Raw genomic sequence first — 22,262 nt, 5'->3', positions numbered from 1 at the left:
GGCGGAAGCGTCACTCGCGTGTGGGTGGAAGGACGCCATCGTGCGCAACGCCGTCGGGACCGCAGCTCTGCTCCTCGCCCTCGCCGTGCCGGCCGTGGGGGCGGCGCCGAACACAGGCACCGCAACCGCGACCGCGACCGGTCTGTGGCGCATGGACGGATACGGGACCGTCCTCGCCATCGACGGCCGAGGCGCGCAGGAGTACCAGACGACCGCCGTCAGCTGCCTGAAGGGGTACTTCGCGAAGGCGGCCCCGAAACCGGGGACGTACGACGTCGACGGCGCCGTGCTCACCGTGCGGCCCGCCCCCGACAGGGAACACGCCCGGTTCGGCGCCGACATCGCGGTGGGGCACCGGCAACTCCGCCGGATCGGCTCCCTCCCCGCCGCCTGCACCCGCCCGGCCGCGACCGACCCCCGCACCTCCTTCGACGTCTTCTGGCAGTCGTTCGAGGAGAACTACCCCTTCTTCGCCGTCAAGGGCATCGACTGGCACGCCGTACGCGACCACTACCGCCCGCTGGTCCACAAGAACACCACCCGGGCCCAGCTCTTCGACACCTTCAGCCGCATGATCACCCCGCTGCACGACGCGCACGTCGCAGTCCTGGACGGCGACCGCCACTACGGCGTGCCCCGGCCGGGCACGGTCATCCCGACCGGAGAACTCAACGACAGGGTCAAGAGGTTCATCGTCGACCGCGACCTCCGGACAGCGGCCGACCGCCAGGACTTCGCCGGCGGCCTCATCACGTACGCCGACCTGAAGCAGCAGGGCCTCGGCTACCTCCGGATCGCGAGCTTCGACGGATACGACCAGGACGACGCGTCGTACACCGCCCAGCTCGCCGAGCTCGACCGGGCCCTCGACACCGTCCTCACCCCGGCCCGCACCCGCGCCCTCCACGGCCTGGTCATCGACCTCCGTATCAACGGCGGCGGCTCGGACGCCCTCGGCATCCGCATCGCCGAACGCCTCACGGACACTCCGTACACCGCCTACTCCAAGCGCGCCCGCAACGACCCGACCGACGCGGCCAAGCACACCCACCCCGAGCCGATCCCCGTGACCCCCTCCCCCAAACCCCGCTACACCGGCCCGATCGCCCTCCTCACCGGCGGCTCCACCGTCAGCGCCGGCGAGACCTTCACCCAGGCCCTGATCGACCGCCCGGGGCGTACGGTCCGCATCGGCCAGCCCACCCAGGGCGTCTTCTCGGACGTCATGACCCGCGACCTCCCCAACGGCATGGCCGTCTGGCTCCCGAACGAGGAGTACCTGACGCGGGACGACCGCACCTTCGACGGCACCGGGATCCCGCCGCAGATCACCGAACCGGTCTTCACGGACAAGGAGTTCACGAAGAACCGCGACTCGGCGTTCGACCGGGCGGTGGCACTGCTGCGCCGTCAGAGGTCATGACACTCTGTTCGCCCCCGTCACCGCGAAAAGTCGGCCCGTTCGGACAATTCGCAACTCCCGGTCGTCGCGACACCCTGCCGGCCGTACGCCACCGCAGTCGTAGTCGTCTTGCGGAAGTCGACAATGACGCTCGACGAGCGCGGCGGATGGCCAATCGCACCCCAAGGCGACAATCAGGTCCACACGTGAGACCTTGCGATCCTGATCTTCAAAAACGGCCAGCCGCGCCCCCGTCCTGGTTCTTGGCGTCCTTGGTCTGGGTGACGTGGTCCTGGTCGTCGTACCAGGTGCGGCTGGTGCCGGAGTCGGGATCGGTGCTGGTCAGGACGCGGTGGCGGGAGCCGTAGGTCCAGGACCAGACGCGGCCGGACTTGTCCTTGATCTGCGTGCGGTTGCCCAGCGGGTCGTACGTCGTCTCGGTGTACGTGCTCGCCGAGCGGTCGGCGTTGGTGTACGTGATCTGCTTGACCGCGCGGCCGAGGGCGTCGTAGGTCGCCTTCGTCGAGTTCGGGATGGGCTGCTGGCTGGTCGGCAGGCACCAGGACTTCGCCGGCAGGCCCAGGACGTAGTAGCCGTTGTCCGTGCGGGCCGCGTTGCCGTTGTCGCGCAGGGTGCTGGTGGTGACCCGGGTGGGGGTCTTGGCGCCGAGGGCGTAGCTGATCCTCGTCGACGGCAGGGCGTCGTCGCCGCCGGGGAGCCAGCCCGTGGTCGGACGGCCGAACTCGTCGTAGCCGTAGCGGGTGACGACGCCGACGGCATCCCCGACCTGTACGCCCACATGAGCAGCGGCAGCGTGCGCCTCTGCTTCGGCGGCAGGACGGCGATCGGCAGCTACAACACGGTGATCAGCAGCTGGACGGGGAAGCTCGCCTTCGGCTGAGCCCGGTGGAGCCGGTGGCTACAGCCGCCGGCTCTCCAGCGGTCCCAGATACGTCGGTGTCAGGCCGCCCGTGTCGAGGATCAGGCGCTGTAGCACCACCGTGGGGTCCACCGACCAGAAGGTGAGGCGGTGGACCCCCGGTGCGAGTGTGTGGCGGGTCGCCGTCCGGTTGACGTTGTCGGAGGTGTTGCGTGCCCAGACCGCGTTGAGCAGGCCGTCGTCCGCACCCGCGGTGATGTCGACCCGCTGGGGCTCCTCGTCGTCGAAGGACAGGGCGTAGTGCAGACCGGCGCCCGTCGGCAGTGCCGGGTTGCGGGGGGACAGGTACGCCCACGCCGTCACCTCGCCCGCCGACAGCAGGCTCACCTCGTACTCCAGCCGGGGCCAGGAGTCCGGGGAGTCGCCCCGGCCGCCCGTCACCGGCCACGCCGTCATCCCGGCTCCGGTGCGGCCGATCCCGTCCAGCCTGCGCCACCCTCCGACCGCACGGTCGTAGTGCTCCGCGTCGATCGCCACGTAGCCGCCCGCCTCGACGAAGCCCCGCAGCCCGCGAGCCGGAGGCTGCTCCGCCACGCATTCCACCGTCACCGACTCCCCCGCTCCGCGCACCGTCAGCGTCCCCTCCCCGCGGCCGGCCGGAGCCCGTGACCAGTCCACCCGCACCTCCACCCTGACCTGCTCGGCCACCCGCCCGCGCGGCCGGTCCACCACCAGCCACGGCACCGACGCCTCCACCCGGTAGTCGAAGGACGTACGGCCCCGGTTGAACACCTCCAGACACTGCTGTGGCCTGGTCTGGTACGGGCTGAACGGGGGCAGGGTCATGGATCCTCCGTCGGGGTCCACCGACACCCCCAGTCCCGCCGCCTCCGGGACCTCGATCCGCCGTACCGCCGGGAAGAGCACGTCGGGGAGCGCCACGTTGTCCTTCTCCGGCTGCTGCCAGGGCGCGTTGGGGCCGTACCGGTCCACGTCCCCGTAGTCGATGTGCGGCTGGGTCTGGAAGCCTCGCCATTTACCGTCCGCCACTTGGGAGTTGAAGCGGTCGGCGAGGGCGAGGTCCGTCGCCAGGCCCGCTTCCGCCGCGTCCGCGCGGGCGTTCGTCGCGGCCCTGCCCTGCCTCGCGTAGAGGAGGTTCGTGAACTCGGCCGCCCGCAGCGCGTACAGGTTCGCGGTCGCCGTCACCTCGTACCCGACCAGTTCGAACCATGCGTCCTGGACGGCGGCCGGCAACCGGCGGGCGATCCGTGCCGCCCGTCTCGCCAGCTCCTGCCACTCCTCCGTGACCCGCTCCAGTTCACGGTGGCCGAAGAAGAAGGGGGTCTGCAGGTCGTCGTAGACCACCTGGCCGGTGTCGGAGAGGGTGATGCGGCGGTTGAGCAGCTCCGGTTTGCGGCGTGCCTGCAACTGGCCGTAGCGGGCGAGCAGTTCGGCGGTCCCGTCGGCCACCGCCGCGCCGAAGTTCTGGCGGGCGTACCCCCGTTCCCACTCCCCCAGCCGGTCAAAGGGCAGGCGGTCGGGATTCCAGGCGTAGTCGAGGAAGAACTCCGTGGGGAGCTCGTTCCCCTTCAGGTCCCCCACGTTGGCCACCCACAGGCCGTGGTTGCCGTAGGCGTGCGCCTGGTGGAGCTGGTCCCAGACGTTGCGGAGGTTCGCGGTGTCGACCCACTTGTAGTTGCGGCCGGCGCCCACGTAGTCGAAGTGGTAGTAGAGGCCGTGGCCGCCGGCGCGCGGCTCCTGCGGTGAAGGGTGCTTGCGGATGTTGCCCCAGTTGTCGTCCGTCAGGACCACGGTCACGTCGTCCGGTGCGCGCAGGCCGCGGTCCCAGTAGCGCTGGACCTCCTTGTACAGGGTCCACACCTGGGGGGTCTCGGCGGCCGGCCTCCCCGTCACCTCCTCGATGATCTGCCGCTGGGCCGCGATGATCTCCCGCATCAGCTCGATGCCGTCGCCGTCGGGAAGCCCGGTGTCGCCGTTGCCGCGCATGCCGAGGGTGACCACGCCCTCGAAGCCCTGGTCCACCATGCGCTGGATGCCGGCCCGCCAGTAGGCCCGGATCGCCTCGGCATTGCGGAGGTACGACCACTCGCCGGTGCCTCCGTGGGGGTCGGTGCCGCCGGACGCGTGGCGGTTCCACTCCTCGATGCCCCGCATCATGGGCGCTTCGTGAGACGTGCCCATGACAACGCCGTACTGTGCGGCCCGCCGGTGGTTCTCCGGGTCGTCCTCCGCGAACGCCCGCCCCCAGACGGCGGGCCAGAGGTAGTTGCCCTTCAGTCGCAGCAGGACCTCGAAGACCTTCGCGTAGAAGTCCGCGTTGAAGCCGCCGGGATAGCCGGGCGCCTTCCCCGGGCCGAAGTACGACGGCGCCCAGGTGCCGAGCGCCGGGTTCTCGTCGTTGAGGAAGAAGCCGCGGTACCGCACCGCCGGGGTGCCCTGGGTGTGGCGGCCCGGCCGTACCCAGACCTGGTCGCGATGGACCGGGGGCACGTCGTCCCACCAGTACCAGGGCGAGACGCCGATGCCGTACGAGACGTCGTACACCCCGAAGATCGTGCCGCGCGGGTCGCTGCCCGCGATGACGAACGCCTGGTCGACGCCGGGCACGGGGTGGTCGACCACCGTCTGCAGCGAGGTCTCCCAGCGGCCCCTGATCCCCGTCACGTCCAGCTTGCCGGAGGCCACCAGGCCGTCGATCAGCGGGCTGCGGCCGATCGTGCCGACCAGCACCGCACGGCGGGCGATCGTCGCGGCCGGCCGCACCCCCGTCACCCGCGCGATGTCGTCGCGGAGGTCGCCGGCCACCCGTACGACGCCGGGGTGGTCGTCGGCGCTCACCACGACGGGGGCACCGACCAGGGAGAACGCCCCCGAGGTGAAGGAGATGTACGCACCGGGGTCCGTCGCCCGGAGCCCGGCGTCCGGGGCACCCCACGCGGTCCCCGCCGACAGCACCGGCACCGCGGCGGCACCTGCGCCCAGCACAGCCCTACGGCTGACAGACATGGCTCACCCCTCCACCCGACTCCACCCGAATTTGGTCAGCGCCATGACAAATGGTGGGCGAGCGGCTCCGGGGGAACCAGGGGTCGAACCCGTCGAATAGTTTCGAACTCCCGCTCCCGCTCCCGCGAAGCACCTTGTCGCCGGAAGGGGCCGGCACACCGAAAAGGAACGGGGGACGCCGAAAGGGCCCGTGCGACCGGAGTCGTACGGGCCCCTTCAGAGTCCTGCCTGGTCAGCCCTTGCGGGCCCAGATCACTTCGTGATCTTGATGACCTGGCCGGCGCCGACCGTGCGGCCACCCTCGCGGATGGCGAACTTCAGGCCCTCTTCCATGGCGATGGGCTGGATGAGCTGCACCGACATCTCGGTGTTGTCACCCGGCATGACCATCTCGGTGCCCTCGGGGAGGGTCACGACGCCGGTCACGTCCGTCGTACGGAAGTAGAACTGCGGGCGGTAGTTGTTGAAGAACGGCGTGTGGCGGCCACCCTCGTCCTTGGAGAGGATGTAGGCCTGCGCCTCGAACTCGGTGTGCGGGGTGACCGAGCCCGGCTTGATGATGACCTGGCCGCGCTCGACGTCCTCGCGCTTGATGCCACGGAGGAGCAGACCGACGTTCTCACCGGCCTGGCCCTCGTCGAGCAGCTTGCGGAACATCTCGATGCCGGTGACCGTGGTGGTGGTCTTCTCGGTCTTGATGCCGATGATGTCGACGGTCTCGTTGACCTTGAGGACACCACGCTCGATACGACCGGTGACGACGGTGCCACGACCGGTGATCGTGAAGACGTCCTCGATCGGCATCAGGAACGGCTTGTCGACGTCACGCTCGGGCTGCGGGATGGCCTCGTCGACGGCGGACATCAGGTCCAGGACGGACTGGGTCCACTCGGGGTCGCCCTCGAGCGCCTTCAGCGCGGAGACCTTGACGACCGGCAGGTCGTCGCCCGGGAACTCGTACTCGGAGAGGAGCTCACGGACCTCGAGCTCGACGAGCTCCATGATCTCCTCGTCGTCCACCATGTCGGCCTTGTTCAGGGCGACGACGATGTACGGAACGCCGACCTGGCGGGCCAGGAGCACGTGCTCCTTGGTCTGCGGCATCGGGCCGTCGGTGGCGGCCACGACCAGGATCGCGCCGTCCATCTGCGCGGCACCCGTGATCATGTTCTTGATGTAGTCCGCGTGACCGGGGCAGTCGACGTGCGCGTAGTGACGGGTCTCCGTCTGGTACTCGACGTGCGCGATGGAGATCGTGATACCGCGCTGACGCTCCTCGGGCGCCTTGTCGATGTTGTCGAACGCGGTCGCCTCGTTCAGGTCCGGGTACGCGTCGTGCAGCACCTTGGTAATGGCGGCCGTGAGGGTCGTCTTACCGTGGTCGATGTGACCGATGGTGCCGATGTTGACGTGCGGCTTAGTCCGCTCGAACTTCGCCTTCGCCACTGGGGTCCTCCTGGGAGTGGTTCTGTACGCCTTGATTCGATCGGCGCCAGGTGATCTTTGCTGTTGGTTCCCGGGCCCCGGGCCATTCCGCCACGAATGCGGAGGAACGGCCCGTGAGGCTCCGGGGTCAAGCCTAAAGCGTGTGCGCGCGGTGCGTGGAACGCGGTGCGCTACTCGCCCTTGGCCTTCGCGATGATCTCCTCGGCGACGTTCCGCGGAACCTCGGCGTAGGAGTCGAACTGCATGGAGTAGCTGGCCCGGCCGGACGTCTTGCTGCGCAGGTCGCCGACGTAACCGAACATCTCCGAGAGGGGCACGAGGCCCTTCACGACGCGGGCACCCGCCCGCTCCTCCATGGCCTGGATCTGGCCACGGCGGGAGTTGATGTCGCCGATGACCTCACCCATGTAGTCCTCGGGCGTGGTGACCTCGACGGCCATCATCGGCTCAAGGAGCACGGGGGACGCCTTGCGCGCGGCCTCCTTGAAGGCCTGCGAACCGGCGATCTTGAAGGCGAGCTCGGAGGAGTCGACCTCGTGGTAGGCACCGTCGAGCAGGATCACGCGGACACCGGTCATCTCGTAACCGGCGAGGATGCCGAACTGCATGGCCTCCTGCGCACCGGCGTCCACCGAAGGGATGTACTCCTTCGGGATACGGCCACCGGTCACCTTGTTCACGAACTCGTACGACGTGTCGCCGCCCTCAAGGGGCTCGATCGCGATCTGCACCTTGGCGAACTGACCGGTACCACCGGTCTGCTTCTTGTGGGTGTAGTCGACGCGCTCGACGGCCTTGCGGATCGTCTCGCGGTACGCGACCTGCGGCTTGCCGACGTTGGCCTCGACCTTGAACTCACGGCGCATACGGTCGACCAGCACCTCGAGGTGCAGCTCGCCCATACCACCGATGATGGTCTGGCCGGTCTCCTCGTCCGAGTGGACCTGGAAGGACGGGTCCTCCTCGGCCAGGCGCTGGATCGCGATGCCCAGCTTCTCCTGGTCGCCCTTCGACTTGGGCTCGATGGCGACCTGGATGACCGGCGCCGGGAAGTCCATGGACTCCAGGATCACCGGGGCCTTGTCGTCGCACAGCGTCTCACCGGTCGTGGTCTGCTTGAGACCCATGACGGCGATGATGTCGCCGGCGCCCACCGACTCGATCTCCTCACGCTTGTTCGCGTGCATGCGGTAGATCTTGCCGATGCGCTCCTTGCGGCCCTTGACGGAGTTCAGCACGGCCGTGCCGGACTCCAGGCGGCCCGAGTACACCCGGACGAAGGTGAGCTTGCCGAGGTGCGGGTCGCTCATGATCTTGAACGCGAGGGCGGACAGCGGCTCGTCGTCGGACGGCTTGCGCTTGACCACGACCTCCGGGTCCTTGACGTCGTGGCCCTCGATGGCCTCGACGTCCAGGGGGGAGGGCAGGTAGCGCACGACCGCGTCGAGCAGGGGCTGGACGCCCTTGTTCTTGAACGCGGTGCCACAGAACACCGGGGTGACCGTGACGTCCTTGGACTTGCCGGACGCGATGGTGATCCGACGGATCGCGGCGTACAGCTGCTCCACGGAAGGCTCCTGGCCCTCCAGGTACAGCTCCATGATCTCGTCGTCGTTCTCGGCGACGGTCTCGACGAGCTTGCCGCGGTACTCCTCGGCAGCCTCGGTGTGGGTGGCCGGGATGTCGACGACGTCGTACATCTCGCCCTTCTCCGCCTCGGCGGACCACACCAGGGCCTTCATCGTGACCAGGTCGACGACACCCTTGAAGTCGGCCTCGGCGCCGATCGGCAGCTGCATGACGATCGGCGTCGCGCCCAGGCGGTCGCTGATCATGTCGACACAGCGGTGGAACTCGGCGCCGGTCCGGTCGAGCTTGTTGACGAAACAGATACGCGGCACGCCGTAGCGGTCCGCCTGACGCCAAACCGTCTCGGACTGGGGCTCGACACCGGCAACGCCGTCGAACACCGTCACGGCACCGTCGAGGACGCGGAGCGAACGCTCCACCTCGACGGTGAAGTCGACGTGACCCGGGGTGTCGATGATGTTGATGGTGTGATCGACGTCTTCGAGCGGCCAGTGACAAGTGGTGGCAGCAGAGGTGATCGTGATGCCACGCTCCTGCTCCTGCTCCATCCAGTCCATGGTGGCAGCACCGTCGTGGACCTCACCGATCTTGTACGACACACCGGTGTAGAACAGGATCCGCTCAGTGGTGGTCGTCTTGCCCGCGTCGATGTGGGCCATGATCCCGATGTTGCGGACCTTGGCCAGGTCAAGCGAAGTGGTAGCCATAAGGCTTCAGTCTTCTCTCGGTCTCGATGTGGACTGCGACTACCAGCGGTAGTGCGCGAAGGCCTTGTTGGACTCGGCCATCTTGTGCGTGTCCTCGCGCTTCTTGACGGCCGCACCGAGGCCGTTCGAAGCGTCGAGAAGCTCGTTGAGCAGACGCTCGGTCATGGTCTTCTCGCGACGGGCGCGGGAGTAACCGACCAGCCAGCGCAGCGCGAGCGTGTTGGCACGACCGGGCTTGACCTCGATCGGAACCTGGTACGTCGCACCACCGACACGGCGGGACTTGACCTCAAGGGTCGGCTTGATGTTCTCCAGCGCGCGCTTCAGCGTGATGACCGGGTCGTTGCTGGTCTTCTCGCGCAGGCCCTCCATGGCGCCGTACACGATGCGCTCGGCGGTGGAGCGCTTGCCGTTCAGCAGCACCTTGTTGATCAGGGAGGTCACCAGAGGGGAACCGTAGACCGGGTCGATGATGACCGGGCGCTTCGGGGCGGGGCCCTTACGAGGCATTTCTACTTCTCCTTCTTGGCGCCGTAGCGGCTGCGGGCCTGCTTGCGGTTCTTGACACCCTGGGTGTCGAGCGAGCCGCGGATGATCTTGTAGCGAACACCCGGCAGGTCCTTCACACGGCCGCCGCGCACGAGCACGATGGAGTGCTCCTGCAGGTTGTGTCCCTCACCCGGAATGTAAGCGGTGACCTCGATCCCGCTGGTCAGACGCACACGCGCGACCTTACGCAGGGCCGAGTTCGGCTTCTTCGGGGTGGTCGTGAACACACGCGTGCAGACGCCACGACGCTGAGGGGAACCCTCGAGTGCGGGCGTCTTGTTCTTCTCGACCTTGTCCTGCCGGCCCTTCCGGACCAGCTGCTGGATCGTAGGCACTACTTCTCCGGTTTCTGTGTGCCGATGGTGAAGCTAACCTGGAACATCGCCGACCCACGCGGTCGGGTGTGTCGGATGCCGCGGCCTCCTGCCGGAAGGCAGAAGGGGGCGCGAATCACGGTGGCCACTTCGTCACTCAGGTGCGGTTTGAAGGCACGCACGAGGGTCAGGGCACACCCCAGGCACAAGGTCTGAGCGTACCTAGCGCATTCACTCCGGTCAAAACAAAAGAACGGGGACCGGTTGCGGGGGACGTGAGCTGGGGTTTTACGGAGGCTTCGGATATACCACGAACACGAACGACACGCGAACGGAGAGCGACGCGGCCCTGCGGGGATCGATTCAGCGGCTGTGCAACGCTGATCCGATCTTCTGATCGCCGGGTCACTCGGGCCGCCCCCCTGGGGGCGCGAGGAACTGCGCCACCAGCCACAACGGTCCCGCAGACGCCAGACGGCCAGGCGAGGCACTCCCATCGGCGTTCTTCAGGGGGCATCACGGTCATGAGCACAGCTCAGAGCAGCACAGCGACCACCCACGCCCCGGCGCCCCGCTCACTCCGCCTCCCCCGGGCCGCCCGCCCCTACCTCCCACCCCTCGCGCTCTACGGCGCCGCCAAACTCACCGGCCTCCTCGTCTTCGCCTGGCTGCTGACGTACGCCGGCGACTACCGCCGCAAGGACCCCCGCTTCGGCGGCGGCGCCCACTGGTGGGACGTCCTGGCCGGCTGGGACGGCTGGTGGTACCTCCAGGTCGCGCAGAAGGGCTACCACCCCGGGCCGCTCCGGCCGCTCGCCCCCGGCGGCCAGTTCAGCGCCGAGCAGAACTCGGTCGCGTTCTTCCCGTTGTATCCGGGCCTGATCCGAGCGGTCTCCGAGCTCACCGGCATCGGCCTGTACGGCTCCGCGATCCTCGTCTCGGTCCTCGCCTCCTTCGTGGCGGCGGCCGGCGTCCACGCGGTGGTCTCGATGCTCGCGGGGACCCGCGCCGGCACCATCGCCGCCGGCCTCTGGGCCGTGGCCCCCGCCGCCGGCGTCGAGTGGGCGGTCTACACGGAGTCCCTGTTCGTGGCGATCGCCGCGTGGACCTGTCACGCCGTCCTGAAGCGCCGCTGGGTGACGGCGGGCCTGCTCGCCTTCCTCTCCGGCCTGAGCCGCCCGACGTCGGCGGTGCTGATCGGAGCGGTCGGCCTGGCCGCCCTGGCGACGCTGCTGAGCCGGGACGGCCGCCGCGAGCAGGGCGTCGCCGCCCCGCTGTACGCGGCCCTCGCCGCGCCTCTGGGCCTCCTCACGTACATCGCCTGGGTCGGCTGGTCGATGGGCGGCCCGGGCGCCTACTTCGCGCTCCAGAGGGAGGCCTGGGCCCACTACTTCGACTTCGGCGCGTACACGCTGGACGTGCTGCGCAACGTCGCGGTGGGGCACGGCGACTATCTCTTCGCCTACCCCGTCCCGGACCTGATCGCCGTGCAGCTGGTGCTGGCGCTGCCGTTCCTGGTCGCGCTCATGCTGCGGAAACGGCCGCCGCTGGTGCTGACGGCGTACACCCTCGCCTCGATCGTGACGATCCTGGGCACCCAGCAGATGTTCGGGAACACCCCGCGCTATCTGCTCCCCGTCTTCCCGCTGCTGCTGGCCCCGGCGGCGGCGATGGCCCGGCTGAGGTGGCCGAGCCTGCTGGTGTTCTTCAGCACGGCCGCGGTGGCGTCGGGGTGGTACGCGCACTACGTGATCTTCGAGCTGGGGATTCCGTAGCGGACGCCGTTCGGGATCGAGCGGGTCCGGACACGCCGAAGGGCGGCCACCCCGTGTCGGGGTGACCGCCCTTCGGAACCGACTGCTACTGGTTGTACGGACCGTAGTCGTAGTCCTCCAGCGGAACGGCCTGGCCGGAGCCGGTGCCGAACGGCGAGTAGTCGATGTCGTCGTAGCCGACGGCCGAGTACATCGCGGCCTTCGCCTCCTCGGTCGGCTCCACCCGGATGTTGCGGTAGCGGGACAGACCCGTACCGGCCGGGATGAGCTTACCGATGATCACGTTCTCCTTCAGACCGATGAGGCTGTCGGACTTGGCGTTGATCGCCGCGTCCGTCAGGACTCGGGTCGTCTCCTGGAAGGAGGCCGCGGACAGCCACGACTCCGTCGCCAGCGACGCCTTCGTGATACCCATCAGCTGCGGACGGCCGGAGGCCGGGTGACCGCCCTCCTGGACCACACGACGGTTCTCGTGCTCGAACTTCGAGCGCTCGACCAGCTCGCCGGGCAGCAGCTCGGCGTCGCCGGACTCGATGATCGTCACACGGCGCAGCATCTGCCGGATGATGATCTCGATGTGCTTGTCGTGGATCGACACACCCTGCGAGTTGTAGACCTTCTGGACCTCGCCGACCAGGTGGACCTGGACGGCGCGCTGGCCCAGGATGCGCAGCACGTCGTGCGGGTTGGTGGCACCCACGGTGAGCTTCTGGCCCACCGAGACGTGCTCGCCCTCGCTGACCAGGAGCCGGGCACGCTTCGAGATCGGGAACGCCGTCTCGTCGCTGCCGTCGTCCGGCGTGATGACGATCTTCTTGGTCTTCTCGGTCTCCTCGATGCGGACACGGCCGTCCGCCTCGGAGATCGGGGCGACACCCTTCGGGGTACGGGCCTCGAAGAGCTCGACGACACGCGGCAGACCCTGGGTGATGTCGTCACCGGCCACACCACCGGTGTGGAAGGTACGCATCGTCAGCTGGGTACCGGGCTCACCGATGGACTGGGCCGCGATGATGCCGACCGCCTCACCGATGTCGACCAGCTTGCCGGTGGCCAGCGAGCGGCCGTAGCACATGGCGCAGGTACCGACGGCGGACTCACAGGTCAGGACCGAGCGGGTCTTGACCTCGGAGACGCCACGGGCGACCAGTTCGTCGATGAGGACGTCACCGAGGTCGGTGTTGGCCGGGGCCAGCACCACGCCGTCGACGACGATGTCCTCGGCCAGCGCACGTGCGTACACGCTGGTCTCGACGTTCTCCGCCTTGCGCAGCACGCCGTCCGCGCCGACCTCCGCGATGTGCAGCTTGAGGCCGCGCTCGGTGCCGCAGTCCTCCTCGCGGATGATGACGTCCTGCGAGACGTCCACCAGACGACGGGTCAGGTAACCCGAGTCGGCGGTACGCAGGGCGGTGTCGGCCAGACCCTTACGGGCACCGTGCGTGGAGATGAAGTACTCCAGCACCGACAGGCCCTCACGGAACGAGGCCTTGATCGGACGCGGGATGGTCTCGTTCTTCGCGTTCGACACCAGACCACGCATACCGGCGATCTGCCGCATCTGCATCATGTTTCCTCGGGCACCCGAGTCAACCATCATGAAGATGGGGTTCGTCTTGGGGAAGTTCGCGTTCATCGCCTCGGCGACCTCGTTGGTCGCCTTGGTCCAGATCGCGATGAGCTCCTGCGTGCGCTCTTCCTTGGTGATCAGACCGCGCTCGTACTGCTTCTGGACCTTCTCGTCCTGGGCCTCGTAGCCCGCGACGATGGCCTTCTTCGCCTCGGGGACGACGACGTCGGAGATGGCCACGGTGACACCGGAGCGGGTGCCCCAGTAGAAGCCGGCCGCCTTCAGGTTGTCGAGCGTCGCCGCCACGATGACCTTGGGGTAGCGCTCCGCCAGGTCGTTGACGATCTCGCCGAGCTGCTTCTTGCCCACCGAGTAGTCGACGAACGGGTAGTCCTCGGGCAGCAGCTCGTTGAAGAGCGCGCGGCCCAGGGTGGTGCGCAGCCGGAAGGTGTCACCGGTCTGGTACTCCGGCTCGCCCTCCTCGACGGCCGGCGGGGTCCAGCCGCGCGGCGGGATGGTGCCCACCGGGAAGCGGATGTCGATCGCCGACTGCAGCGCCAGCTCGCCGGCGTCGAACGCCATGGTCGCCTCGGCCGTGGAGCCGAACGCGCGGCCCTCGCCCTTGGTGTCACGGAGTTCGCCGTCGGTGGTGAGGAAGAACAGACCGAGGACCATGTCCTGGGTCGGCATCGTCACCGGACGGCCGTCGGCGGGCTTGAGGATGTTGTTCGAGGACAGCATCAGGATGCGGGCCTCGGCCTGCGCCTCCGCGGACAGCGGCAGGTGCACGGCCATCTGGTCACCGTCGAAGTCCGCGTTGAACGCGGTGCAGACGAGCGGGTGGATCTGGATGGCCTTGCCCTCGACCAGCTGCGGCTCGAAGGCCTGGATGCCGAGGCGGTGCAGGGTGGGCGCACGGTTCAGCAGCACCGGGTGCTCGGCGATGACCTCTTCGAGGACGTCGTACACGACGGTGCGGCCGCGCTCCACCATGCGCTTGGCGGACTTGATGTTCTGCGCGTGGTTCAGGTCGACCAGGCGCTTCATCACGAACGGCTTGAAGAGCTCCAGCGCCATCGCCTTGGGCAGACCGCACTGGTGCAGCTTCAGCTGCGGGCCGACGACGATGACGGAACGCGCCGAGTAGTCGACTCGCTTGCCGAGCAGGTTCTGACGGAATCGACCCTGCTTGCCCTTCAGCATGTCGCTGAGGGACTTCAGCGGGCGGTTGCCGGGACCGGTGACCGGGCGACCACGACGACCGTTGTCGAAGAGGGCGTCCACGGCCTCCTGGAGCATGCGCTTCTCGTTGTTCACGATGATCTCGGGCGCACCGAGGTCGAGAAGGCGCTTCAGGCGGTTGTTCCGGTTGATCACACGGCGGTACAGGTCGTTCAGGTCGGAGGTCGCGAAGCGGCCACCGTCCAGCTGCACCATCGGGCGGAGGTCCGGCGGGATGACCGGCACGCAGTCGAGCACCATGCCCTTGGGGCTGTTGCTGGTCTGCAGGAACGCGGAGACGACCTTCAGGCGCTTGAGCGCACGGGTCTTCTTCTGGCCCTTGCCGGTGCGGATGATCTCGCGGAGCTTCTCGGCCTCCTCGTCGAGGTCGAAGGACTCCAGGCGCTTCTGCAGCGCCGCGGCACCCATCGAGCCGTCGAAGTACGTGCCGAAGCGGTCCCGCAGCTCGCGGTAGAGGAGCTCGTCGCCCTCCAGGTCCTGGACCTTGAGGTTCTTGAAGCGGGTCCACACCTCGTCGAGGCGGTCGATCTCGCGCTGCGAACGGTCACGCAGCTGCTTCATCTCACGCTCGGCACCCTCGCGCACCTTGCGGCGCACGTCGGCCTTGGCGCCCTCGGCCTCCAGCTCGGCCAGGTCGCTTTCCAGCTTCTTGGCGCGGGCCTCCAGGTCGGCGTCCCGGCGGTTCTCGACCTGCTGACGCTCCACGGAGACATGCGCCTCCAGGGAGGGCAGGTCGCGGGTGCGGCGCTCCTCGTCGACGAACGTGATCATGTACGCCGCGAAGTAGATGACCTTCTCGAGGTCCTTGGGAGCCAGGTCGAGCAGGTAGCCCAGCCGGCTCGGGACACCCTTGAAGTACCAGATGTGCGTGACGGGCGCGGCCAGCTCGATGTGGCCCATCCGCTCACGGCGCACCTTGGCGCGGGTCACCTCGACGCCGCAGCGCTCACAGATGATGCCCTTGAAGCGGACACGCTTGTACTTGCCGCAGTAGCACTCCCAGTCCCGGGTGGGGCCGAAGATCTTCTCGCAGAAGAGCCCGTCCTTTTCCGGCTTCAGGGTGCGGTAGTTGATCGTCTCGGGCTTCTTGACCTCGCCGTGGCTCCACTGACGGATGTCGTCAGCCGTGGCCAGGCCGATCCGGAGCTCATCGAAGAAGTTGACGTCGAGCACTATGCGTCAATCCCTCTCAGGGTTGTAAGTCTGTGGTCTGAAACGGGGGCCTGGGGGTCGGCGGGGCCCTGGTTCCTCAGGGCCCGCCGGACTCCCGTCAGACCTCTTCGACGCTGCTCGGCTCGCGCCGGGACAGGTCGATGCCGAGCTCCTCCGCAGCGCGGAAGACGTCCTCGTCGGTGTCACGCATCTCGATGGACATACCGTCGCTGGACAGCACCTCCACGTTCAGGCAGAGCGACTGCATCTCCTTGATGAGCACCTTGAAGGACTCGGGGATGCCGGGCTCGGGGATGTTCTCGCCCTTGACGATGGCCTCGTAGACCTTCACGCGGCCGGTGACGTCGTCGGACTTGATCGTCAGCAGCTCCTGGAGGGCGTACGCGGCGCCGTATGCCTCCAGCGCCCACACCTCCATCTCACCGAATCGCTGGCCACCGAACTGGGCCTTACCACCCAGCGGCTGCTGGGTGATCATCGAGTACGGGCCGGTCGAACGGGCGTGCAGCTTGTCGTCGACCAGGTGGTGGAGCTTGAGGATGTACATGTAGCCGATGGAGATCGGGTCCGGGAACGGCTCGCCGGAGCGGCCGTCGAACAGCCGCGCCTTGCCGGTCGGCTGCACCATCCGCTCGCCGTCCCGGTTCGGGATGGTGTGCTGGAGCAGACCCGCGAGCTCGTCCTCGCGCGCACCGTCGAAGACCGGGGTCGCGACGTTGGTGCCGGGGGCGACCTGGTCGGCGCCGATCGCCTGGAGGCGCTGCGCCCACTCCTCGCCGAGGCCGGAGACGTCCCAGCCGCGGCTGGCGAGCCAGCCGAGGTGGATCTCCAGGACCTGTCCCGGGTTCATTCGGGACGGGACACCCAGCGGGTTGAGGATGATGTCGACCGGGGTGCCGTCCTCCAGGAACGGCATGTCCTCGATCGGCAGGATCTTGGAGATGACACCCTTGTTGCCGTGCCGGCCGGCGAGCTTGTCACCGTCGGTGATCTTGCGCTTCTGCGCGACGTAGACGCGCACCAGCTGGTTCACACCGGGGGGGAGCTCGTCGCCCTCCTCGCGGTCGAAGACGCGCACACCGATGACCTTGCCGGTCTCGCCGTGCGGCACCTTCAGCGAGGTGTCACGGACCTCACGGGCCTTCTCACCGAAGATCGCGCGCAGCAGGCGTTCCTCCGGCGTCAGCTCGGTCTCACCCTTCGGGGTGACCTTGCCGACCAGGATGTCACCGGCGATGACCTCGGCGCCGATGCGGATGATGCCGCGCTCGTCGAGGTCGGCGAGGACCTCCTCGGAGACGTTCGGGATGTCCCGGGTGATCTCCTCGGGGCCGAGCTTGGTGTCACGGGCGTCGACCTCGTGCTCCTCGATGTGGATCGAGGAGAGGACGTCGTCCTGCACGAGGCGCTGCGACAGGATGATCGCGTCCTCGTAGTTGTGACCCTCCCACGGCATGAACGCCACGAGCAGGTTCTTGCCGAGGGCCATCTCGCCGTTCTGGGTGGCGGGACCGTCGGCGAGGACCTGGCCCTCGATGACCCGGTCGCCCTCCAGGACGATGACCTTCTGGTTGACCGAGGTGCCCTGGTTGGAGCGGGCGAACTTGGCCAGGCGGTACGTGATGTACGTGCCGTCGTCGTTGGCGGTGGTGATGTAGTCCGCGGAGACCTCCTGGACCACACCGGCCTTCTCGGCCTTGACCACGTCGCCGGCGTCGACCGCGGAGCGGTACTCCATGCCGGTGCCGACGAGCGGGGACTCGCTCTTGATGAGCGGGACGGCCTGCCGCATCATGTTCGCGCCCATGAGGGCACGGTTGGCGTCGTCGTGCTCCAGGAACGGGATCATGGCGGTCGCGACCGACACCATCTGGCGCGGCGAGACGTCCATGTAGTCCACGTCGTCACCGGCGACGTAGTCGACCTCGCCGCCACGACGGCGGACGAGCACCCGGGCCTCGGAGAAGCGCATCTCGTCGGTGAGGCCGGCGTTGGCCTGCGCGATGACGAAGCGGTCCTCCTCGTCGGCGGTCAGGTAGTCCACCTCGTCGGTGACCTGGCCGTCGACGACCTTGCGGTACGGGGTCTCGACGAAACCGAACGCGTTGACGCGACCGTAGGAGGCGAGCGAGCCGATCAGACCGATGTTCGGGCCTTCGGGGGTCTCGATCGGGCACATACGGCCGTAGTGCGAGGGGTGCACGTCACGGACCTCGAAGCCGGCCCGCTCACGGGAGAGACCACCCGGGCCAAGCGCCGACAGACGGCGCTTGTGGGTGAGACCCGACAGCGGGTTGTTCTGGTCCATGAACTGGGACAGCTGGCTGGTGCCGAAGAACTCCTTGATGGAGGCGACGACCGGCCGGATGTTGATCAGGGTCTGCGGCGTGATCGCCTCGACGTCCTGGGTCGTCATGCGCTCACGGACGACGCGCTCCATACGGGCCAGACCGGTACGGACCTGGTTCTGGATGAGCTCGCCGACGCTGCGCAGACGACGGTTGCCGAAGTGGTCGATGTCGTCGGTCTCGACGACGATCATGCCACCGCTGTCACCGGTCGTCTCGGTCTCGCCGGCGTGCAGCTTGACCAGGTACTTGATCGTCGAGATGACGTCCTCGACGGTCAGGATGCCGGCGTCCAGCGGGGCGTCCGCGCCCAGCTTCTTGTTGACCTTGTAGCGGCCGACCTTGGCGAGGTCGTAGCGCTTCGGGTTGAAGTACAGGTTCTCAAGGAGCGTCTGCGCGGCCTCGCGCGTGGGGGGCTCGCCCGGACGCAGCTTGCGGTAGATGTCGAGCAGCGCGTCGTCCTGGCCCTGGGTGTGGTCCTTCTCCAGGGTGGCGCGCATGGACTCGTACTCGCCGAACTCCTCGAGGATCTGCTCGGTGGTCCAGCCGAGCGCCTTGAGCAGCACGGTGACCGACTGCTTGCGCTTGCGGTCGATACGGACACCGACCATGTCGCGCTTGTCGATCTCCATCTCCAGCCAGGCACCCCGGGACGGGATGATCTTGGCGGAGAAGATGTCCTTGTCGGACGTCTTGTCGATGGAGGAGTCGAAGTAGACACCGGGCGAACGGACCAGCTGCGACACCACGACACGCTCGGTGCCGTTGATGACGAAGGTGCCCTTGTTCGTCATGAGCGGGAAGTCACCCATGAAGACGGTCTGGGACTTGATCTCGCCGGTCTCGTTGTTGGTGAACTCGGCCGTGACGAAGAGCGGGGCGGCGTACGTGAAGTCGCGCTCCTTGCACTCGTCGATGCTGTTCTTCGGCGGCTCGAAGCGGTGGTCGCGGAACGTCAGGGACATCGACCCGGAGAAGTCCTCGATCGGGGAGATCTCCTCGAAGATCTCCTCCAGACCGGACTTGGTGGGGACGTCCTGACCGGACTCCAGAGCCTCCTCGACCCGACTCTGCCAGGCGGTGTTCCCGAGCAGCCAGTCAAAGCTCTCGGTCTGCAGCGCGAGCAGGTTGGGAACCTCGAGAGGCTCCTTGATCTTTGCAAAAGAGATGCGCAGCGGGGCGGTGCTGGCGCCGTTGTTCATATTCGCGTTCGAGGCAGTGCGCGAGGCGGCCAAGAGGGGGTCCTTCCGAGGGCTCGGACTCACTACGCGCTCCCCGGTCCCTTCCCGGACACAGAGACAGAAACCCCAGTTCAGAGGAGGTTCGGTCGTCGGCGTTCGAGTGAGGGCAGACCCCTGGTGACGGGCAGGGGACAGCTAACAGGCAGCGCAAAGGGTCAGTGTAGCCACTTGGCACACTGATGTCCAGTCCCCATTTTCTGAGACCCTCTTCATCGTCAACGCCTGCGTCATGCCTGCCCTCAACGCACGTTGATACTGCCCTCTTCGTCGCCGATCCATGCCTCGGATTCGGACCGTTCTGGCGACGCGTCCTGAGAATTGCGCGCTGCGTGCGGTTCGTCAAGGCCCCGCTGCGCAAACCCGGTGCGCCGGAGACACGACGAAGATCACCATACCCCCCGCCGTCACAGGTGCAAGGCAACCGTGGTCGGCCTCCCGGGAACGCCGAAGAGCGACCACCCGGATGGATGATCGCTCTTCGCGGTCTGCGCGTTACAGCCCCCGAGGGGGTGTTTCAGCACACAGAGGTCTGTACGACCTCAGAGGTGTTACTTGACCTCGACGGAGGCGCCGGCGGCCTTGAGGGACTCGGCGGCCTTCTCCGCGGCCTCCTTGGCGACCTTCTCGAGAACGGGCTTCGGGGCGCCGTCCACGAGGTCCTTGGCCTCCTTCAGGCCGAGCGAGGTGAGCTCGCGCACGACCTTGATGACCTGGATCTTCTTCTCGCCGGCGCCGGTGAGGACGACGTCGAACTCGTCCTGCTCCTCGGCGGCCTCGGCCGGGGCGGCCGGACCGGCCGGACCCGCGACGGCAACCGCGGCGGCGGCGGTGACGTCGAACTTCTCCTCGAACGCCTTCACGAACTCGGAGAGCTGGATCAGGGTCATCGTCTCGAACTCGGCGAGCAGTTCGTCCTGGGTGAGAGCCACGATGGCTTTCCTTCCACTAATTCGGCTGGTGCCGGATGTACATGTCTGGCGGGCGTACGTTCGGCCCGCTACGACCGCTTCCTCGGGCGCTGGGCCTCAGGCGGCGGTCATTTCGCGAGCCGAGTTACTCGGCACCGCCCTGCTCGTCCTGCTTGGCACGAAGCGCGTCCACGGTGCGGACGAGCTTCGACGGAAGCGCCTGGAAGAGCTGCGCAGCCTGCGTCTGCTTGCCCTTCATGGCACCCGCCAGCTTGGCGAGCAGAACCTCGCGGGACTCGAGGTCCGCAAGCTTCTTGATCTCGTCGGCGGAGAGCGCCTTGCCGTCAAGGACACCGCCCTTGATGACGAGGTTCGGGTTGTCCTTGGCGAAGTCACGAAGACCCTTCGCCGACGTCACCGGGTCACCGGTGATGAAGGCGACCGCCGTCGGACCGTTGAACAGGTCGTCGAGCGTCGAGATCCCGGCCTCGTTGGCCGCAATCTTGGTCAGCGTGTTCTTCACCACGGCGTACTGGGCGTCTTCACCGAGCGAACGACGCAGCGTCTTGAGCTGCGCCACGGTGAGACCCCGGTACTCGGTCAGCACGGCGGCGTTCGAGCTACGGAACTGCTCCGTGAGCTCGGCCACCGCGGCAGCCTTGTCGGGCCTTGCCATAGAGCGTCGGCCTCCTTCCGGGTGATGAGGACCGCTCAGAAGGGGCTGAGGAAAACGAAACGCCCCGGCGCAGGCGCACGGGGCGTAGCTCGACCGAAATCACACACGGGATGTATGCGTCTCCGGGAGCACTTCCACAGTCACCTGCGCGGGTCGTCCGCGGTTCAGCGGATCCTTCGGCCACCGCACACTCTTGCGAGCACACGGCAACGACCAGCGGTCTTTGGCTTCTTTAGGAGAGTACGGGACCTGTGCACGGCGAAGCAAATCGGCCCGGTGGGGCGGGCGCCACGGCAACGCACCCCAAAGGGGCGACGGGAGCTGCGCGACCAGCCCGCACCGACCGTCAGCCGAACAGCCGCCGCTCCACCCCACCGCTCCCCGGGAGTCAGCCCGACGGCTCAGGAGGTCAGCCCGCTCGCGCCCTGTGTCCTGAGCAGCGTCTTGAAGTCCGCGGTGTCGGCGGCCGGGGGCTTCGACGCGCTGACCTTGACGCCGTAGTCGCTGTAGTGCGCGGTCTGGGTCATCGTGCCGTTCGCCGTGTCGGCCTTCTCGGTCTTCTTGACCAGCAGGTCCTGGTCGTTGACCCAGATGTCGACGGTCTCGGTGCTGACGCCGGCCTGGGTGAGCTGCTTCTTCAGCCCGGCCAGCTGGCTCGCCGTGAGGCTGCTGCTCTGCCCGGCCAGGTCGGCCACGTCCACCGTGCCGGAGTAGTGGGTGGTGGCCTGGCCGTCGACCTTCTCCTCGCCGACCTTGCGCACGTCACCGGAGGCCAGCAGCATCTGCACGGACTTGTTGGGCGTGGTGTTCTGCATCTGGTCCTTGAGCAGCGCGCCCGAGCCGCCGGCGACGGAGGCCAGGTCGCCGTACCCGTACCGGATCCAGTGCTTGCCGCCGGTCTGCGCGGCGAACGTGTCGCTCATCCTGGCGTAGTAGGCGTCGGACAGATAGCGGGCCTCCATCGACGTCGAACCGAGCCGGCGCATCAGCTCGGCCGTGCTGCCGCCGGTGTAGGTGATGGTGACCGTGCCGGATATACCGTCGTCCCAGGCCAGGCTGCCGTTCGTCGTCATGGACAGCAGAGAGCCCATGGTGGTGGTGGAGCGGACCCGGGCGGAGTCGGCGCGGTCGGTGGACTTCTCCGCCGAGCGCAGCGCGGCGACGGGGCTGACCCTGGTCGCGGCACGGGCGCCGTCCCGGTCCTCCTTGCCGGAGCCCCCCGAGCCCCCTGAGCCCCCCGCGGAGCTGCAGGCCGCCACCCCGGTCAGCGCTGCCACCACCGCGATCGAGACGGCCGTACGGCGCACCCGCCTGCTCTTCATCCCGCCCACCCCCATGAAGGTCCCGTACTCCGACGCTAACCCAGGGCACTGACAACGCGCCGGTAGTCGTACAAACAGCAGGACGGGCCCCG

Annotated in this window: 13 protein-coding genes; 2 read left to right on the top strand and 11 right to left on the bottom strand. The window is 67.9% G+C overall.

Features of this window, described 5'->3' with window-relative positions:
• Nucleotides 1–40 precede the first annotated feature (40 nt).
• The gene (locus IEZ11_RS44695; protein ID WP_373295059.1) at nt 41–1,423 is read left to right on the top strand and encodes a S41 family peptidase; all 1,383 of its coding nucleotides are present in this window, start codon (nt 41–43) and stop codon (nt 1,421–1,423) included.
• Nucleotides 1,424–1,631: 208 nt separating this feature from the next.
• On the opposite strand, the gene IEZ11_RS44690 is transcribed toward IEZ11_RS44695, so the two are convergent.
• The 6 genes from IEZ11_RS44690 to rpsL form a co-directional block, all read right to left on the bottom strand.
• Entirely contained in the window at nt 1,632–2,201 is a 570-nt protein-coding gene (locus tag IEZ11_RS44690) for an RHS repeat domain-containing protein (protein WP_189268827.1), read from the bottom strand.
• Between the two features lie 120 nt (nt 2,202–2,321).
• Nucleotides 2,322–5,309 carry a glycosyl hydrolase 115 family protein gene (locus IEZ11_RS44685; protein ID WP_189268826.1) on the bottom strand — a complete coding sequence of 996 codons (2,988 nt, stop codon included), beginning with the start codon at nt 5,307–5,309 and terminating at the stop codon, nt 2,322–2,324.
• Nucleotides 5,310–5,561: 252 nt separating this feature from the next.
• On the bottom strand, nt 5,562–6,755 hold the full coding sequence (tuf, locus tag IEZ11_RS44680; protein ID WP_189268825.1) for an elongation factor Tu: 1,194 nt from the start codon (nt 6,753–6,755) through the stop codon (nt 5,562–5,564).
• Nucleotides 6,756–6,925: 170 nt separating this feature from the next.
• Complete coding sequence (gene fusA, locus IEZ11_RS44675; protein WP_189268824.1) at nt 6,926–9,052, bottom strand: elongation factor G; 2,127 nt, start codon at nt 9,050–9,052, stop codon at nt 6,926–6,928.
• Nucleotides 9,053–9,091: 39 nt separating this feature from the next.
• A complete protein-coding gene (gene rpsG, locus IEZ11_RS44670; protein ID WP_005481264.1) occupies nt 9,092–9,562 on the bottom strand; it encodes a 30S ribosomal protein S7 in 471 nt (156 codons plus the stop codon).
• 2 nt (nt 9,563–9,564) lie between these two features.
• Complete coding sequence (gene rpsL / locus IEZ11_RS44665) at nt 9,565–9,936, bottom strand: 30S ribosomal protein S12 (protein WP_003948652.1); 372 nt, start codon at nt 9,934–9,936, stop codon at nt 9,565–9,567.
• A 503-nt stretch (nt 9,937–10,439) separates the two neighbouring features.
• Here rpsL and IEZ11_RS44660 point away from each other — a divergent pair.
• Complete coding sequence (locus tag IEZ11_RS44660; protein WP_229713750.1) at nt 10,440–11,690, top strand: putative hexosyltransferase; 1,251 nt, start codon at nt 10,440–10,442, stop codon at nt 11,688–11,690.
• A gap of 85 nt (nt 11,691–11,775) precedes the next feature.
• On the opposite strand, the gene IEZ11_RS44655 is transcribed toward IEZ11_RS44660, so the two are convergent.
• The 5 genes from IEZ11_RS44655 to IEZ11_RS44635 all read right to left on the bottom strand — a co-directional run bounded on the left by IEZ11_RS44655 (nt 11,776) and on the right by IEZ11_RS44635 (nt 22,170).
• Entirely contained in the window at nt 11,776–15,675 is a 3,900-nt protein-coding gene (locus IEZ11_RS44655; protein WP_189268823.1) for a DNA-directed RNA polymerase subunit beta', read from the bottom strand.
• Nucleotides 15,676–15,772: 97 nt separating this feature from the next.
• Nucleotides 15,773–19,258 carry a DNA-directed RNA polymerase subunit beta gene (gene rpoB, locus IEZ11_RS44650; RefSeq protein ID WP_189268822.1) on the bottom strand — a complete coding sequence of 1,162 codons (3,486 nt, stop codon included), beginning with the start codon at nt 19,256–19,258 and terminating at the stop codon, nt 15,773–15,775.
• Nucleotides 19,259–19,812: 554 nt separating this feature from the next.
• On the bottom strand, nt 19,813–20,196 hold the full coding sequence (rplL, locus tag IEZ11_RS44645) for a 50S ribosomal protein L7/L12 (protein WP_189268848.1): 384 nt from the start codon (nt 20,194–20,196) through the stop codon (nt 19,813–19,815).
• A 121-nt stretch (nt 20,197–20,317) separates the two neighbouring features.
• A complete protein-coding gene (gene rplJ / locus IEZ11_RS44640) occupies nt 20,318–20,848 on the bottom strand; it encodes a 50S ribosomal protein L10 (RefSeq protein ID WP_189268821.1) in 531 nt (176 codons plus the stop codon).
• Between the two features lie 401 nt (nt 20,849–21,249).
• Nucleotides 21,250–22,170: an SCO4651 family lipoprotein gene (locus tag IEZ11_RS44635; RefSeq protein WP_189268820.1), complete on the bottom strand. Its 921-nt coding sequence runs from the start codon at nt 22,168–22,170 to the stop codon at nt 21,250–21,252.
• Nucleotides 22,171–22,262 lie beyond the last annotated feature (92 nt).

This window comes from Streptomyces fuscichromogenes, assembly GCF_014645815.1.
GTDB lineage: Bacteria > Actinomycetota > Actinomycetes > Streptomycetales > Streptomycetaceae > Streptomyces > Streptomyces fuscichromogenes.
This window is presented reverse-complemented; position numbering and strand designations above follow the sequence as displayed.

What these genes read in the sequence shown, in the direction of transcription:
- IEZ11_RS44685 (WP_189268826.1), bottom strand. Translation starts at nt 5,309, where the DNA reads ATGTCTGTCAGCCGTAGGGCTGTGCTGGGCGCAGGTGCCGCCGCGGTG.
- fusA (WP_189268824.1), bottom strand. Translation starts at nt 9,052, where the DNA reads ATGGCTACCACTTCGCTTGACCTGGCCAAGGTCCGCAACATCGGGATC.
- rpsG (WP_005481264.1), bottom strand. Translation starts at nt 9,562, where the DNA reads ATGCCTCGTAAGGGCCCCGCCCCGAAGCGCCCGGTCATCATCGACCCG.
- IEZ11_RS44660 (WP_229713750.1), top strand. Translation starts at nt 10,440, where the DNA reads ATGAGCACAGCTCAGAGCAGCACAGCGACCACCCACGCCCCGGCGCCC.
- rplJ (WP_189268821.1), bottom strand. Translation starts at nt 20,848, where the DNA reads ATGGCAAGGCCCGACAAGGCTGCCGCGGTGGCCGAGCTCACGGAGCAG.
- IEZ11_RS44635 (WP_189268820.1), bottom strand. Translation starts at nt 22,170, where the DNA reads ATGAAGAGCAGGCGGGTGCGCCGTACGGCCGTCTCGATCGCGGTGGTG.